16 protein-coding genes are annotated in these 14,311 nt (G+C 60.3%); 10 read left to right on the forward strand and 6 right to left on the reverse strand.

Features of this window, described 5'->3' with window-relative positions; genetic code table 11:
- Nucleotides 1–61: 61 nt before the first annotated feature.
- Both ACODTY_RS05005 and hutC read left to right on the forward strand, forming a co-directional pair.
- Nucleotides 62–1,420: a formimidoylglutamate deiminase gene (locus ACODTY_RS05005; protein WP_488993190.1), complete on the forward strand. Its 1,359-nt coding sequence runs from the start codon at nt 62–64 to the stop codon at nt 1,418–1,420.
- An 18-nt stretch (nt 1,421–1,438) separates the two neighbouring features.
- Complete coding sequence (hutC, locus tag ACODTY_RS05010; RefSeq protein ID WP_488993191.1) at nt 1,439–2,182, forward strand: histidine utilization transcriptional repressor HutC; 744 nt, start codon at nt 1,439–1,441, stop codon at nt 2,180–2,182.
- Nucleotides 2,183–2,288: 106 nt separating this feature from the next.
- Here the strand turns inward: hutC and ACODTY_RS05015 are convergent, their stop codons facing one another.
- Nucleotides 2,289–2,630 (reverse strand): RidA family protein, encoded by a 342-nt coding sequence (locus ACODTY_RS05015; protein WP_488993192.1) that lies wholly within the window; start codon nt 2,628–2,630, stop codon nt 2,289–2,291.
- Between the two features lie 216 nt (nt 2,631–2,846).
- Here ACODTY_RS05015 and aztA point away from each other — a divergent pair, with 216 nt between their 5' ends.
- The 5 genes from aztA (at nt 2,847) to ACODTY_RS05040 (ending at nt 6,300) form a co-directional block, all read left to right on the forward strand.
- A complete protein-coding gene (gene aztA, locus ACODTY_RS05020) occupies nt 2,847–3,677 on the forward strand; it encodes a zinc ABC transporter ATP-binding protein AztA (RefSeq protein WP_488993375.1) in 831 nt (276 codons plus the stop codon).
- Nucleotides 3,674–4,549: a zinc ABC transporter permease AztB gene (gene aztB / locus ACODTY_RS05025; protein WP_488993193.1), complete on the forward strand. Its 876-nt coding sequence runs from the start codon at nt 3,674–3,676 to the stop codon at nt 4,547–4,549. Before aztA ends, aztB begins: the two co-directional genes overlap by 4 nt.
- A gap of 19 nt (nt 4,550–4,568) precedes the next feature.
- Complete coding sequence (aztC, locus tag ACODTY_RS05030; protein ID WP_488993194.1) at nt 4,569–5,543, forward strand: zinc ABC transporter substrate-binding protein AztC; 975 nt, start codon at nt 4,569–4,571, stop codon at nt 5,541–5,543.
- Nucleotides 5,544–5,674: 131 nt separating this feature from the next.
- On the forward strand, nt 5,675–6,013 hold the full coding sequence (locus ACODTY_RS05035) for a protein tyrosine phosphatase family protein (protein ID WP_488993376.1): 339 nt from the start codon (nt 5,675–5,677) through the stop codon (nt 6,011–6,013).
- 59 nt (nt 6,014–6,072) lie between these two features.
- The gene (locus tag ACODTY_RS05040) at nt 6,073–6,300 is read left to right on the forward strand and encodes a hypothetical protein (protein ID WP_488993195.1); all 228 of its coding nucleotides are present in this window, start codon (nt 6,073–6,075) and stop codon (nt 6,298–6,300) included.
- A gap of 20 nt (nt 6,301–6,320) precedes the next feature.
- Here the strand turns inward: ACODTY_RS05040 and ACODTY_RS05045 are convergent, their stop codons facing one another.
- Nucleotides 6,321–6,785 carry an Lrp/AsnC family transcriptional regulator gene (locus ACODTY_RS05045; protein ID WP_488993196.1) on the reverse strand — a complete coding sequence of 155 codons (465 nt, stop codon included), beginning with the start codon at nt 6,783–6,785 and terminating at the stop codon, nt 6,321–6,323.
- 140 nt (nt 6,786–6,925) lie between these two features.
- Here ACODTY_RS05045 and hppD point away from each other — a divergent pair, with 140 nt between their 5' ends.
- On the forward strand, nt 6,926–8,038 hold the full coding sequence (gene hppD / locus ACODTY_RS05050) for a 4-hydroxyphenylpyruvate dioxygenase (RefSeq protein WP_488993377.1): 1,113 nt from the start codon (nt 6,926–6,928) through the stop codon (nt 8,036–8,038).
- Between the two features lie 21 nt (nt 8,039–8,059).
- Here the strand turns inward: hppD and ACODTY_RS05055 are convergent, their stop codons facing one another.
- From ACODTY_RS05055 to hmgA, 3 genes are all read right to left on the reverse strand, one after another.
- A complete protein-coding gene (locus tag ACODTY_RS05055) occupies nt 8,060–8,596 on the reverse strand; it encodes a DinB family protein (protein WP_488993197.1) in 537 nt (178 codons plus the stop codon).
- Nucleotides 8,597–8,636: 40 nt separating this feature from the next.
- Nucleotides 8,637–9,650, reverse strand: a complete 1,014-nt coding sequence (locus ACODTY_RS05060) for a fumarylacetoacetate hydrolase family protein (protein WP_488993198.1) — start codon at nt 9,648–9,650, stop codon at nt 8,637–8,639.
- Nucleotides 9,651–9,758: 108 nt separating this feature from the next.
- Nucleotides 9,759–11,072 (reverse strand): homogentisate 1,2-dioxygenase, encoded by a 1,314-nt coding sequence (gene hmgA / locus ACODTY_RS05065; protein WP_488993199.1) that lies wholly within the window; start codon nt 11,070–11,072, stop codon nt 9,759–9,761.
- Nucleotides 11,073–11,188: 116 nt separating this feature from the next.
- Between hmgA and ACODTY_RS05070 the strand changes: the two genes are divergently transcribed.
- Nucleotides 11,189–11,626, forward strand: a complete 438-nt coding sequence (locus ACODTY_RS05070; protein ID WP_488993200.1) for a MarR family winged helix-turn-helix transcriptional regulator — start codon at nt 11,189–11,191, stop codon at nt 11,624–11,626.
- A gap of 218 nt (nt 11,627–11,844) precedes the next feature.
- Nucleotides 11,845–12,390 (forward strand): serine O-acetyltransferase, encoded by a 546-nt coding sequence (locus ACODTY_RS05075; protein WP_488993201.1) that lies wholly within the window; start codon nt 11,845–11,847, stop codon nt 12,388–12,390.
- An 862-nt stretch (nt 12,391–13,252) separates the two neighbouring features.
- On the opposite strand, the gene tdh is transcribed toward ACODTY_RS05075, so the two are convergent.
- The gene (gene tdh / locus ACODTY_RS05080; RefSeq protein WP_056244063.1) at nt 13,253–14,287 is read right to left on the reverse strand and encodes an L-threonine 3-dehydrogenase; all 1,035 of its coding nucleotides are present in this window, start codon (nt 14,285–14,287) and stop codon (nt 13,253–13,255) included.
- Between the last annotated feature and the right edge of the window lie 24 nt (nt 14,288–14,311).

Genomic DNA, 14,311 nt, shown 5'->3' on the forward strand with positions numbered 1-14,311 from the left:
TACATATCGAAGCGACACGCAAGTGGTATCGTGACACACTGTGAAGATTCGGGGAGACGGAATGGCGACGTCGATTTTTGCGGAACAGGCCCTGCTGGCGGATGGCTGGCAACACAATGTCCGCCTCAGCATCGCGGACGGCAGTCTGGCCGGCATTGAGGTTGACGCCAACCCCGCCCCGTCAGACGAGCTCCACGCCATTGTCCTGCCCGGCATGCCGAACCTGCACAGCCACGCCTTCCAGCGGGGCATGGCCGGTCTTGCCGAAACCCGCGGCCCGGGCGCGGACAGTTTCTGGAGCTGGCGCGAAGTCATGTACCGCTTCGCATTGTCGATGACGCCGGATCAGGTCGAAGCGGTCGCGGCCCAGCTTTATGTCGAGATGCTCGAAGCCGGTTTCTCCCGTGTCGGCGAGTTCCACTACCTGCACCACGACCTCGATGGCCGGCCTTATGCGAACATCGCTGAAATGGCCGAGCGCGTCGCAGCAGCCGCTTCCGAAACCGGCATAGGCTTGACCTTGTTGCCGGTATTCTACGCGCATTCAGGATTCGGTGGCACGGTGCCAAACGATGGGCAGCGACGTTTCATCAATGATATCAGTCAATTCCGTCATCTTTTTGAAAAAGCGAAAGAGGCGGTCAAGCCGTTGGACCGCGCCGTCGTCGGCGTTGCACCCCACAGCCTGCGCGCCGCCACTCCGGCGGAACTTGCAGAAGTGGCCAACCTCTCGCCCAAAACACCGATCCACATCCATGTGGCCGAGCAAACCAAGGAGGTCGACGATTGCGTTGCCTGGAGCGGTGCGCGTCCCGTTGAGTGGCTGCTTGCCAACGCCGATATGGATTCGCGCTGGTGCCCCATTCACGCCACCCACATGACCGAGGCGGAAACGACAGGCATGGCGAAGACCGGGGCCATAGCCGGCCTTTGCCCGATCACCGAAGCCAATCTTGGCGACGGCACCTTTCCAGCGCCTTTGTTCATGGAACATGGCGGCCGTTTTGGTGTCGGGTCCGATTCCAATGTCCTGATCGGCCTACCCGACGAGTTGCGCCAGCTAGAATATTCGCAGCGCCTGTTCCACCGCGCCCGCAACGTGCTGGCCGCGCCGGGCCAGTCGAACGGCCGAGCGCTTTTCGATGCCGCCTTGGATGGCGGCGCGGCAGCGCTTGGTGCCGCGCCGGGGCAACTCGCCGTCGGCGGCCCGGCGGATTTCATCTCACTCGATGCCGGTTCGGTGTCGCTGGCTGGAAAAACAGGTGATGCCATTCTGGACGCCTGGATCTTCGCCAATGCCACCAAGGTCGATTGCGTCTGGGTTCATGGCAAAAAGCAGGTTAGTAACGGCAGGCACGTGCGGCGCGATGCGATTGCGGCGCGCTTTGGCGATGTCATGAAGAAACTCTCGGCAGGGTAATTGAACCCAGGATGCGCAATGGCCCTATCTGAAACAGAAGAGACCGGCGGCGAAGTCACATCGCTTCACCAGCGCATCCTTGCAGACATCAGCGAACGCATCCTGTCGGGTGAATGGCCGCCGGGCCATCGCATTCCGTTCGAGCACGAGCTGACCGAGCAATATGATTGCTCCCGAATGACGGTGAACAAGGCGCTTTCGCAGCTTGCCAAGGCCGGCCTGATCGAACGCAGGCGTCGCTCGGGAAGTTTCGTGCGCCGCCCGCAGTCACAGGCCGCCGTTCTGGAAATCCACGACATCCGGGTTGAGGTCGAAGCGCTCGGCCTGCCGTACCGATACCAGCGCGTGTCGAGGCGGGAAAGAAAAGGCAACCAGAGCGACCGGGCGCTCCTGGGCCTGGATACGCCGGAACAGGTTCTTGTGCTGGAATGCCTGCATTTCGCCGGCAAGCGTCCGTTCTGCCTCGAAGATCGCGTCATCAACCTGCAATCGGTCCCTGAAGCCGCGGATGAAAGCTTCAGCGATGTCGCGCCCGGCCCTTGGCTGGTGGCGCGGGTTCCATGGAACAGTGCAGAACACCGCATACGTGCAACAGCGGCTGACAAGGCGACTGCCGCAGCGCTCGACATCGCCGCCGGTTCACCGTGCCTAGTCGTCGAACGCCGAACATGGAGTGCCGGCCAACCGGTCACCCACGTTCGTTTCACCTATGCGGCGGACAATCACACGCTGGTGGCGAGGTTTACGCCCTCGCAGAGCTGAGTTTCACCCCGCGCTCCCATTTGCATGCACGGGGCACGCGCGGGAAGCCGACGTCGAACGAATTTCGGACCGAAAGCCGGTTTCCGGCCTCGGTCCGAAAATTGGGTCAGATTGCGGCGGTGACGATGATTTCCACCTTGTACTTCGGAGCGGCGAGCTTGGCTTCGCCGGTCGCGCGTGCAGGCGTGTGGCCCTGCGGAACCCAGGCATCCCAAGCCTTGTTCATCGCGGCGAATTCGTTCATGTCCGCCAGCCAGATGATCGCCTGAACGATCTTGGTCTTGTCGGTGCCAGCCTCTGCCAGCAGCTTGTCGATCGAAGCCAGGATATCCTTGGTCTGGGCCTCGACGCCGTCGCCTTCGCCGACCTGACCGGCAAGGTAAACGGTGTTGCCGTGGACAACGGCCTGGCTCATGCGCGGGCCAACTTCGATGCGGCGAATGCTCATGCTTCTTCCCTCTTCACTTGTTTGTGCCCGGTCAGGCTTCAGGAAGCGCCTGTGTAGATACTGCATCGCCGTGGGGCAAGTCCCGAATGCCGTAGTGACCATTCCGATTGGATGACGGGTTTCCTGTGATTCCGCTCATGGTTCGATGCCGGCGTCGTTGACAAATGTAATAACATCACATACCCAATGCCCACCTCAATATATCTGCTGGACCCGATGACACAGGCCTGCCTCACCTTTCACGACCTTACCCTGGGCTACGGCAGTCACCCGGCGGTGCATCATCTTGATGGCGTCGTGGAAAAGGGTTCGCTGTTGGCGGTCGTCGGTGCGAACGGTTCCGGCAAATCCACGCTGATGAAGGGTATTATCGGCGTACTGAAGCCAATGGCCGGCAGCGTCTCCAAGGCGGAAGGAACGCGCATCGCCTACCTACCGCAACAGTCCGAACTCGACCGGTCCTTCCCTGCCCGCGTTGTCGATCTTGTTTCGCTCGGCCTGTGGCCGAAGCGCGGCCTTCTTGGCAGGCATACATCCGAGGATCGGGCCTCGGTAAGCCGTGCCTTGAATGCAGTCGGCCTTGCCGGCTTCGAGAAGCGTCCGATCGACACCTTGTCCGGCGGTCAGTTGCAGCGGGCGCTGTTTGCTCGCGTGCTGGTTCAAGATGCCGATCTGATCCTGCTCGACGAGCCGTTCAATGCGGTCGATACCAAGACCGTTGGCGACCTCATTGCTCTCATCAAGCAATGGCATGGCGAACAGCGCACCATCCTTGTTGTGGCCCACGATCTCGACCTTGTGCGGCAGAATTTTCCTGACACCTTGCTGCTTGCCCGCAAGCCGGTGGCATGGGGCAGCACTCTTGAAACACTGCACCCGGAAAACCTGTTGCGCGCCCGCCGCTTCCACGAGGCGTGGGAAGAAGATGCGCCCTGGTGCGAGCCGTCCGAACACGGGCATTCGCATGACCATGACCATGACCATGACCATGACCATGACCATGACCATGCTGGCCATCATCACGACGACGTCAAGGCGGCATCATGAGTGCGCTATATGACCTGCTGCTCGCGCCCTTTATCGATTTCGCGTTCATGCAGCGCGCCCTGCTCGGCTCGCTGATGTTGTCGCTCGGGGCCTGCCCGGTCGGCGTCTTTCTCATGCTGCGGCGCATGAGCCTGACCGGTGACGCCATGGCTCATGCCATCCTGCCGGGTGCTGCCGCTGGCTTCCTGCTGTTCGGGCTCGAAATCCTGCCGATGACCATCGGAGGACTGATTGCAGGCGCTATCGTCGCCTTGGGCGCAGGTGCCGTCTCCCGCTTCACCATCCAGCGCGAAGACGCCTCGATGGCTGCGTTCTATCTCATCTCGCTCGCCGTTGGCGTGCTGATGGTTTCGATCCGGGGCTCAAGCGTTGATCTCATGCACGTCTTGTTCGGCACCGTACTCGCCCTTAACGACGAGGCCATAGCGTTGATAGGCGGCATCGTCTTTGTCACGTTTGTTGGGTTGGCCGTCTTCTGGCGCGCCTTGGTGGCTGAATGCCTTGATCCGCTGTTCCTGCGCTCTGTCAGCCGGTTTGGCACTCCCGTTCATTTCGTGTTTCTCGGTCTGGTCGTCCTCAATCTGGTCGGCGGCTTTCAGGCGCTCGGCACGCTGCTTTCAGTCGGCCTGATGATGCTGCCTGCCGCCGCCGCCCGCTTCTGGGCAAGCCGCGTAGAACCGATGTGCGTTCTGGCAGTGGTCATAGGCTTTGTTTCCTGTGTTGCAGGCCTGCTGTTGTCCTACCATGCCTCGTTGCCGTCAGGCCCCGCCATCATCCTCGCCGCCGGCGTCGTCTATTTCATATCCGTCCTGTTTGGGACACGCGGCGCGCTGCGTGCCCGCATCGTTCACCACCGCCACAGAACAGCCTGATCCAGAAGGAGTTTTGCCAATGCACAACACTCTCCGTGCCGCTCTGGCCATGAGCGTTATAACATTTATTGCGACTGCACCGTCGCTCGCCTTGGCGGATCCGCTCAAGGTGGTGGCAAGCTTTTCCATCATCGGCGACTTCGCCAGGAATGTCGGTGGAGACAGGGTCGAGGTCACTACGCTTGTCGGCCCGGACGGCGATGCGCACGTCTATGAACCCAAGCCTGCGGATGCTGTCGCCATGGCAAAGGCCGATGTCGTACTTGTCAACGGCCTGCATTTCGAAGGTTTCCTGGAGCGCCTTGTCGATGCCAGCGCCACCAAAGCCGCCGTTGTCGAACTGACCAAGGGCGTCACTTCCATCGAATTCAAACCTGAATTTGCCGAGGAAGAGGCTGGCGAAGCCGCCGAAACGCACGAAGACCATACGCATGAAGAAACCCACGAAGGCCACGACCACGGTCCCGTCGATCCCCATGCATTCCAGTCCGCGCGCAACGCCACGATCTACGTCAAGAATATCGCCGATGCGTTCTGTGCCGCGGATGCGGCCGGCTGCGACATTTATAAAGCCAATGCAGACACTTACACGGCGAAGCTGAATGCACTTGATGCGGAAATCCGGCAGACCATTGATGCGATCCCCCAGGCTAAGCGCGTCGTGATCACCTCGCATGACGCCTTCGGCTACTTCGAGCACGAATACGGCCTCACCTTCCTCGCGCCGCAAGGCATTTCGACCGATGCCGAGCCTTCCGCAGCCGATGTCGCCAGGCTGATTGAACAGGTGAAGCAGCAGCACGCGGCGGCGATCTTTGTCGAGAACATCTCGAACCCGCGCCTTATCGAGCAGATCGCAAGCGAAACCGGCATCAAGGTTGGCGGCACGCTCTATTCCGACGCCCTGTCGCCGGCAGATGGCCCCGCCGCCACCTATATCGACATGATGCAAAACAACATCAGTGAGATCAAAGGCGCGATTGCCGGAAGCTGAGCACCATTTGCTGCCGTAGCCTGCTGCGGCAGCAAAGTTTTCCACGGCCCGGATTTCGTCATTGCTCCATGCGAAAGGGAGTGGCAAGACTGCGCCGGAACGCGCGCAGGCGAAGCATCATGAGGACGAACATGGATATCCGCCAGATCAGTGAAGACTATTCGGTGTCCGGCCAGATCTCTCTGGACGAGGTTGCCACCATCAAGGCCGCCGGCTTCAAGAGCGTCATCTGCAACCGCCCGGACAACGAACAGCCCGGACAGCCATCGCATGAGGCCATCCAATCGGCCGTCGAGGCGGCTGGCCTGACCTTTCGTTACATTCCGGTCATCAGCGGCCAGATGACCGCCGAAAATGTCGTGGACCAGGCTGCAGCGCTCGATGAACTTCCAGGGCCCGTGTTCGCCTTTTGCCGCTCGGGAACGCGCAGCGGCAACCTGTTCATCGCGATCCAGCAGATGAAGAGCTGAGCGCGGACAGGCGCTCTCCCACTACCCGATTTTTGCTGGCAAGACCCAGGAATTGAATGATGACTGACACGACCGTCGCCGAGGCTATCGAGGCTATCTACACCTCCATCCGCAACGACAACGAGGAACTCGACACCCACATCGCCACCCTCAAGGGCGCAATGGCGCGCGAGGGCGTCAAGGAAGCGACGTTCGAGACAAGCAAGCTTGTCCAGCCGAACCGTCAGGGCCGCAAGCTGATGCAGTCCTACTTCAGGAAGAAGGGCGTCTCGGTGGGCTTCGCCTGACGCGAGGTCCTCGCAGCGCTTCAAATCGGCAGCGCGCCGGTTTCCTTCAATGTTTCCAGAACGATCGCGGTCTTTACATGCTGCACGGATTCGTGCGGCAGAAGCACGCCGTTGACGAATTCCGATAGCGACTTCAGGTCCGGCGTCACGACCTTGAGGATGTAATCCATCTCGCCGGTCAGCGCATGCGCTTCCTGCACCTCGGGCAGCCGCGCCAGCAATTCCCCAAAGCGCCTTGCATTGTCGCGGTTGTGAGTGGCAAGCGTCACCGAGATCACGTTGACCAGCGAAAAGCCCAGCTTGTCGCGGTCGAGCGTGGCGCGGTATCCGCGAATATAGCCATCCTCTTCCAGCCGCTGCCGTCGCCTCGAGCACTGCGACGGCGACAGGTTCACCCGCTCCGACAGGTCGTTGTTGGTCAGCCGCGCGTCTTCCTGCAAAAGCGCCAATATCTTGCGATCAAACTGATCGATCCGCTCATCCATCGCGCATTACCCGCCATATATACACACTCCGTGCGCAGTATCACCATTTGAGGCGTGCGAATGCAAGCACCGTGCGCCATCTTGGGACTACAATGCGTGAAATGGTCCTTTCGGGCCGTATCCGCATTGGAGGAAATGCCATGGGTCCCTTCCCGCACGACGCCCCGCCCGCAAAGATCAGCGAAGCGAACCCTGCTGGCACCGACGGCTTCGAGTTCGTCGAGTTCGCCCACCCCGAGCCGGAAAAGCTCGCCGAGCTGTTCACCCGCATGGGCTACACGCCCGTTGCAAAGCACAAGACGAAGAACATCACCGTCTGGCGGCAGGGCGACATCAACTACATCGTGAACGCCGAACCCGGTTCGCACGCGATGAAGTTCGTGGACGAGCATGGCCCATGCGCCGCCTCGATGGCCTGGCGCGTTGTCGATGCAAAACATGCCTTCGATCACGCCGTCTCCAAGGGCGCAACGCCCTACCTGGCCGACGACAAGGCGCTGGACGTGCCCGCCATCGTCGGTATCGGCGGCTCGCTGATCTATTTCGTCGAGAAATATGGCGCCAAGGGCTCCGCCTATGACGACGAATTCGAATGGCTCGGCGCACGCAACGCAAAGCCGGCCGGCGTCGGCTTCTATTACCTCGACCACCTCACCCACAACGTCTATCGCGGCAACATGGACAAGTGGTGGGATTTCTACCGCGACCTGTTCGGTTTCAGGCAGATCCACTATTTCGACATCGACGGCCGCATCACCGGCCTGGTCAGCCGCGCCATCACCTCGCCTTGCGGCAAGATCCGCATCCCGCTCAACGAATCCAAGGATGAGACGAGCCAGATCGTCGAGTACCTGAAGAAGTACAAGGGCGAAGGCATCCAGCACATCGCCGTCGGCACTGACGGAATCTACGATGCCACCGACAGGCTGGACACCAACGGGCTGAAATTCATGCCCGGCCCGCCCGACACCTACTATGAGAAGAGCCTCGACCGCGTTACCGGCCACGATGAGCCGATCGAGCGCATGAAGAAGCACGGTATCCTCATCGACGGCGAAGGCGTCGTTGACGGCGGCATGACCAAGATCCTGCTGCAGATATTCTCGAAGACCGTCATCGGTCCGATCTTCTTCGAGTTCATCCAACGCAAGGGCGACGAAGGCTTCGGCGAAGGCAATTTTCGCGCCCTGTTCGAGTCGATCGAGGAAGACCAGATCCGCCGCGGCGTCATCAAGGTTCAGGCCGCAGAGTAGGCCGCCGACCTTTCGGGCGGCTCACAAATCGAGCCGCTCGACCTCTCCTCGCCTCAGCTTCAGGTCATAGTCGAGGAAGAATTCATCCAGTTGCGGCGGCTTAACCGACGTCCCGGACAGCATGGCGTGCACCTGTCCGCGATGGTGGATCTGGTGGATGAACAGGTGCGCCAGCAAATCGCCGATACGCTCCGGGATTTTTCCGTCCTCGCGCCGGTCGGTGGAAACTTGCCGATCAAGCGCCGCCTCATCGATCCGCTCGCAGAATTTCAGCAGTCGGCGGTCAGTTGTAGCTTGCGCATCACCCAGCGCCTTTGCATCCGCAAACGGAACAAAGTCATCGTATGCGGCAGCGCCAAGCGGCCCCTCCTCCAGGAAATCCAGATAGAGAAGATCGACCGCGAGGATGTGGTTCAGCGTTTCGCTGATGGAGGGAAAGAAGCTGGTGCGCTCGGCTTCGAACTCGCCCGGCGCAAGCGCCAGGACAGCGCGGTACATACGGTCGTTCGACCACAGATTGTTGCGCGCCATCTGGCGGAAATGGTCGATCAAGGTCACGGATCGTCCCTCTGAAACCCGCCCCGCCTGCTGTTGCAAATCAGCTTTCGTATTTCTCCACCTTCTGTTCGATCGCACCGAAGATTGAGCGGCCGGACGCATCCTTCATCTCGATGCGCACCGTGTCGCCAAAATGCAGGAAAGGCGTCTTGGCTTGCCCGCCTTCGATCGTTTCCACCATGCGCATCTCGGCGATGCAGGAATAGCCGGCGCCGCCGGCGCTCACCGGCTTGCCCGCGCCGCCATCGAGCTTGTTGGAAACCGTTCCCGACCCGATGATTGTGCCGGCGACCAGCGGCCTCGTCTTTGCCGCATGGGCAATCAGCGTCGGGAAATCAAAGGTCATGTCCACGCCGGCATTGGCGCGGCCGAACGCCTTGCCATTCAGATCGACGGCCAGCGGCAGGTGAACCTTGCCCCCGTCCCACGCATCGCCAAGTTCGTCCGGCGTCACCGCAACAGGCGAAAAGGCCGACGACGGCTTGGACTGGAAGAAGCCAAAACCCTTGCCGAGCTCCGCCGGGATCAGGCTCCGCAGCGAGACGTCATTGACCAGCATCACGAGGCGGATCGCATCGCGCGCCTGAGCAACGCTCGCGTCCATCGGCACATCGTCGACGATGACCGCAATCTCAGCCTCCATGTCGATGCCCCACGCCTCGTCCGCCATGCGAATACTGTCGCGCGGTGCAATGAAGCTGTCCGAACCGCCCTGATACATCAGCGGGTCGGTCCAGAAGCTGGCCGGCATCTCGGCGTTGCGCGCCTTGCGCACCAGCTCGACATGGTTGACATAGGCCGAACCGTCAGCCCACTGGTAGGCACGCGGCAGAGGCGAATGCGCCTCATGCTCGTGAAACCGAGAAGAAGGCACCGCGCCGTTTTCCAGCGATTCCGAAAGCGTTTCGAGATGCGGCGCTATGCGGGCCCAATCGTCCAATGCGGCTTGCAGCGTTCGAACCAGATAAGACGCATCCGTATAGCGCGTCAGATCACGGGAAACGACGACCAGTTTTCCGTCGCGCGACCCGTCTTTCAACGTTGCAAGCTTCATAAGGGCTCCTCTCCCATTCGCGGCTTCCGCGAGAATCCATGACAACGCCCCGCGGGCGTCGCCGTCAAGCTGTCGATTTTCGTTTCGCGCAGACAACCGGCGTGGGCGTCAGCTCCAGTCGCCTTCCGGCGTTCCGTTGAAGCGCTTCTTCAGGTCACTCCAGCAGTCGATGTAGTTGTCCTGCAGCGTTGGCAGTTCCGCGCCGTAGCGCGTCAACATCTGCGGGAAGCGGGTCTCGAACATGAACGCCATGGTGTTGTCGAGCTTCACCGGCTTCAATTCCGCCTGCGATGCCTTCTCGAATCCGGGTGCATCCGGGCCGTGCGCCAGCATCATGTTGTGCAGGCTCATGCCGCCCGGAACAAACCCCTCTTCCTTGGCGTCGTATTGGCCATGGATCAGACCCATGAACTCGCTCATGATGTTGCGGTGATACCACGGCGGCCGGAAGGTGTTTTCAGCAACCAGCCAGCGCGGCGGGAAAATCACAAAATCGACATTGGCCGTGCCGTCCTCGCCGCTTGGCGCGGTCAGCACGGTGAATATCGACGGATCGGGGTGATCGAAGAGGATTGCTCCGACCGGAGAAAACGTAGCAAGATCATATTTATACGGCGCATAGTTCCCGTGCCACGCCACCACATCCAGCGGCGATTGACCAAGTTCGGTAATGTGGAATGAGCCGCACCATTTCACGATCAGACGGCAAGGCGTTTCCTTTTCCTCGTACCACGCGCAAGGCGTCTTGAAGTCACGCGGATTGGCAAGGCAGTTCGCGCCGATCGGTCCGCGGTCTGGCATGGTGAACTTGGCGCCGTAGTTCTCACAAACATAGCCGCGAACCTCCTTGTCCACCAACTCGACCTTGAACACGAGGCCGCGCGGCAATACGCAGATTTCACCGGGCTTCATCTCGATCACGCCCATTTCGGTGACGAAGTTCAGCCGCCCAACCTGGGGCACGACAAGCAACTCGCCGTCTGCGTTGAAGAAATGGTCGTCCACCATCGATTTGTTGGCGACATAGATGTGTGCTGCCATGCCGGATTGACCGAGCGCGTCGCCTGCCGTGGTGATCGAGCGCATACCGGAAATGAAATCGGTCGGCTCTGCCGGCATCGGCACCGGGTTCCAGCGATATTGGCCAAGTGCGAGCTCATGGTCGCCGACATTCGGCGCTGTTTTCCAATGCGGGTAGCTCACGCCCTTGAAGCGCCCGGTGTGCTTCACGCTCGGGCGAATGCGATACAGCCAGGAGCGCTCATTGGTGCCGCGCGGGGCCGTAAACGGCGAACCAGACAATTGCTCAGCGTAGAGGCCGTAGGCAGGCCGCTGCGGCGAGTTCATGCCTTGCGGCAATGAACCGGCCAGCGTCTCCGTTTCGAAATCGTTGCCGAAACCGGGCATGTAGGAAAAAGCCATTGCATCCTCCGTGGCGATCAAGGTTCTCACCAAACTGGTTGCATTCGTAACTATCTATTTTGTAACTATCAACGGCATGGCCATCGCGAGTTTCCCATTGGAAGGCAGGGCATCATATGACAGTTGAAATTCTCGATCTGGAAACTTTCCTGCCCTATCGGCTCTACCACCTCGCCGACCTTGTCAGCCGCGATTTTTCAAGGCTTTACAAGGATCACTTCGGGCTCACCCGTCCCGAATGGCGCGTGCTGGCGGGGCTTGGCCAGCACGGCACCATGACCGCGTCCGCACTCGGAGAGCAGTCCGCCATGCACAAGACGATGGTATCGCGGGCCGTTGCGGAACTGGAACGGCGGCGCTGGCTGACACGCCGGCAGGACGATGCAGACCGGCGTCTCGAGCATCTCACGCTGACTAAGGCCGGTTCCGACGCCTATCGGAACATGGTGCCGCTGGCGAAGGCGTTCGAGCAACAGATGCTCGGCAGGCTTACGACATCCGAACAGGCGGCGCTGACGACCGGCCTTGCCGCGCTGGAACGGAAGTTTGGATAAAATGCCCAAGAAGCGACCGGCTTCGCCACCTTTAGCAAGAGAGCCTCCGACCCGGAGTGCCAGCCGACCGACCAGCCATGATATGGCTTCCTTGATGTCAGGAATTGCTAGCGCGGTCAGGCTTGGCAAGCTGTCTTACGACGGAACAGCTATGGCTTCAGATTGAAACTTGAGATCGCAGCCAAAACGCGCAATGTCACTGCTCTAGCGAGATGAGCATGAGCATGAGCATAATCAATTACATCAAAAGCGACTTGTATCGATATTGCGGGAACACCACCGCGCGATCGTTCTTGCGGCAGTATGTCCGAAATCGGTCGTTCAGATACAGCTTCTGGTTCAGGTTGTGCGAAAGTAAGCAGGGATTGGTCCGTTTCGCTGCAAAGGTTGCACGCGATCGCCTTTCCAAGAAGACAGGCATACAAATTCCCGCGGGAACCAAGATCGGTTACGGCCTATACATCGGCCACCAGATGAACCTCGTTGTTCATCCCTACACGGTGATAGGCAACAACTGCAATTTGAGCCAGTTCACCACCATCGGGTCAAACAATAACACTCCGGCAAAGATAGGAGATAATGTCTATATCGGGCCGAATTGCTGCATTGTAGACGCCGTCGAAATTGGCAGTGGATGCATAATCGGCGCGGGCGCCGTGGTTGTCAGCAACGTCCCACCCAACACCATATTTGCTGGTAACCCGGCCAAGCACATCAAGGATGCGCCAAGCAACCCGTATGTAAAGCGGCGTTGGCCGATCTGACGCTTTCATAAGTTCCACTCTACCGGGGCAATTCAATCAGAAAAGCATCGACCGTGAGCACTGGACGCCGACCATTCTGCACCTTCTTGATTTCAGCTTAGGCATATGGCCAGCTCAGCAGCGTGCAAGCGCTTTACCCTCCCCTTGATGGGGAGGGTCGCGCCGCAGGGGTGGGGTGGGTGAGCAGCCTGTCACCCCCACCCGCCGCTTCGCTGCGGCCTCCCCCATCGAGGAGGAGTTAAGGCTCGTGCGAGGCCGTGGATCGAACGACCCGATTCCCTATCCACACCCGATGCCAACCCCTTGATCCTACTCACCTCCGCAAAAAACCATCGCTCCATTTTTCCCCACCTTCAGCACCTTCCCGCATACTCATCCCCATCGCCCTTGCGGGAGACCTGGTGCGCACCGGGTATCAGGGAAGGGCGACGGTGCCGGGCTGGTCGTCTGCGGTAGGCGGCTGGGTGATGAACCCCTAAGTTCGGCCCTCGAACCGGGCATCGTGTTGCCGGCGGTTACTCGCTGCATGGCCGTTGCACCGGTTGAGGGAAGCCACCGGACGGGCGGCCGCAAGGCCGCACTACTTAACTAAACGAGCGACCGAACGGCCGCCCGTCCTCCCGACCTATCAGAGGTCAGTTCTTTGACAATGGCCAGGGCCGAAAGGCAGCGTGGCAATGAATAGATATGCCCCCTCACCGGTTCGCCTACAGCGAGGCGATCCCCACCCATCGCGTCATCCCGGAAGCGAGCCGAGCAAAGCGATGGCGATGCTGTCCGGGATCCATTCCGTGGTCATGCGGAAGTGCGCCGGCGATTCGGAAGAAACCGTTAGCCGGGCGTGGCAATGAATAGATGTGCCTCACCAGTCCATCACCACTTTGCCGGCGCTGCCGTTTCGCATCGCCTCGAAGCCGCTGATGTAGTCGTCGATGCCGATGCGATGCGTGATCAGCCCCGACACATCAAGCGGCCCCTGCACGAGCGCGATCATCTTGTACCAGGTTTCGAACATCTCGCGGCCGTAGATGCCCTTGAGATGCAGCATCTTGAAGATGACCTTGTTCCAGTCGATCTCGAAGCCCGTAGGCGCAATACCGAGAATAGCGATCTTGCCGCCATTGTTCATGGTGTCGATCATGTCCCGGAAAGCGGGAGCGGCGCCCGACATTTCGAGGCCCACGTCAAAACCTTCGGTCATGCCGAGCGATGGCATGACGTCCCTCAGCTTCTCCCTCGAAGCGTCCACGACGTGTTGGACGCCAAGCTTGCGGGCCAGTTCGAGGCGAACCGGATTGATGTCGGTAATCACCACCTTGCGCGCGCCGACGCACTGCGCCACCAGCGCGCCCATGATGCCGATTGGTCCGGCACCCGTCACCAGCACGTCCTCGCCAACGAGGTCGAAGGAAAGTGCCGTATGAACCGCATTGCCGAGCGGATCGAAGATCGCCGCGATCTCGTCGGGCACGTCGTCGGGGATCGGCACGACATTGTGCTGCGGAATGGCGAGATATTCGCCGAACGCACCCGGCCGGTTGACGCCGACGCCGAGCGTATTGCGGCACAGATGGCCCCTGCCCGCGCGGCAGTTGCGGCAATGACCGCAGACGATATGGCCTTCGCCTGAAACGCGCTGCCCGATCTTGTATTCGGTCACCGCCGCGCCGAAATCCGCCACCGTGCCGACGAACTCGTGCCCGGTCACCATCGGCACCGGTACCGTCTTTTGCGCCCACTGGTCCCAGTTGTAGATATGCACGTCGGTGCCGCAGATCGCGGTTTTCTTCACCTTGATCAGAACGTCGTTCGGTCCGATTTCCGGAACCGGAACCTGTTCCATCCAGATGCCCGGTTCGGCCTTTGCCTTCACCAGTGCCCGCATCATGTTCGACATTTTATTGGTCCTGCAAGTTGTTGA

This window comes from Mesorhizobium sp. FG116, from assembly GCF_057809835.1.